Origin of the sequence: Acetobacter fallax, assembly GCF_011516735.1 — a bacterium.
Lineage (GTDB): Bacteria > Pseudomonadota > Alphaproteobacteria > Acetobacterales > Acetobacteraceae > Acetobacter > Acetobacter fallax.
In genome coordinates this window covers 1-1,057 of the sequence record NZ_WOSX01000127.1, presented here as the reverse complement: position 1 = coordinate 1,057, position 1,057 = coordinate 1, and the positions used below count along the sequence as shown (strand labels likewise).

The 1,057-nt window shown below is 54.3% G+C and carries 2 protein-coding genes; both read left to right on the top strand.

All coding sequences use genetic code 11. The annotated features are described in order from the left end of the window. Window positions 1-30: 30 nt before the first annotated feature. Window positions 31-471 carry an IS66-like element accessory protein TnpA gene (gene tnpA, locus GOB85_RS18795; protein WP_165993580.1) on the top strand — a complete coding sequence of 147 codons (441 nt, stop codon included), beginning with the start codon at window positions 31-33 and terminating at the stop codon, window positions 469-471. Next, a complete protein-coding gene (gene tnpB, locus GOB85_RS18790) occupies window positions 468-815 on the top strand; it encodes an IS66 family insertion sequence element accessory protein TnpB (protein ID WP_010515587.1) in 348 nt (115 codons plus the stop codon). Before tnpA ends, tnpB begins: the two co-directional genes overlap by 4 nt. Window positions 816-1,057: the final 242 nt, after the last annotated feature.

Below are 1,057 nucleotides of genomic sequence, written 5' to 3'. Positions count from 1 at the left end.
GATTTTATGGTGTGGTGATGTGTTCTGTTCATGACAGAGCGATCAGAACAGAATGATGCTTGTGTCGCAGCGACATTCGCTGCGACACAAGCATCGCGAGCCCTTCATCCGGTTATTGAAATTGTTGGCGAACGGCGCCGGGCCTATGATGACGCATTCAGACGTCGGGTTGTGCTGGCTTCTTATGAAACTGGTCAGTCAGTCCGTGCTGTTGCGCGCCAGTTTGGTGTCCACGTCAGCGTCGTTTACCGATGGCGTCAGAGACTGGATTTCGTAAACCCGTCTGCGAAAGAGCAGCTTTCTTTTGTGCCGGTTCATATGACATCCCCTGCTGAAGGGGTGGGTGAAGACCAGTCCTGCGGGAGTGGACATGAAGCCAGCATTCTTTTTCCTGGTGGCGAGAAGCTGATGGTTGACAGCCGGATCGCGATTGAAGATCTGAGGAAACTCCTTCAGGTTTTACGCTCATGATCCCTCTTCCCTCTGGTCTGAAGATATGGCTGGCGGCAGGTGCGACAGACATGCGCCTTGGCATGCCCGGTCTGGCGCTGAGGGTTCAACAGTTTCTGGGGAGAGACCCCTATGCTGGTGATGTTTTTGTCTTTCGTGGCCGACGCGGCGATCTGGTGAAACTGATCTGGCATGACGGGATTGGAGTGTCCCTCTATGCAAAACGGATTGAACGTGGGTATTTCATCTGGCCCTCGGCAAAGGACGGGGCCATCCATCTGAGTGCGTCACAATTAAGTTGTCTGCTCGAAGGGATCGACTGGCGTAATCCGCAGAAAACATGGCGACCTGAACTGGCGGGGTAACAAAAAGGGGATCGTGATCCATAGTCCTGTACCCTTTTGAACGGTTTTGTGCTGAACTGTTTTTCATGACGGGAAGCATGGATGACATAACGGCCTTACATGCGGCACTTGCCGCCGCCGAGACGCGTGCCCGTGCTGCCGAAACCCGGGCCACAGACGCTGAAGCCCGAGCAGTCAGCGCTGAAGCGCAGATTACCCATCTTAAACATCTTATTGCACGGATGCGTCAGGACCGCTTCGGG

Excerpts from the sequence above, each read along its gene's own strand:
- tnpB (WP_010515587.1), top strand. The coding sequence starts at position 468 with ATGATCCCTCTTCCCTCTGGTCTGAAGATATGGCTGGCGGCAGGTGCG.
- tnpA (WP_165993580.1), top strand. The coding sequence starts at position 31 with ATGACAGAGCGATCAGAACAGAATGATGCTTGTGTCGCAGCGACATTC.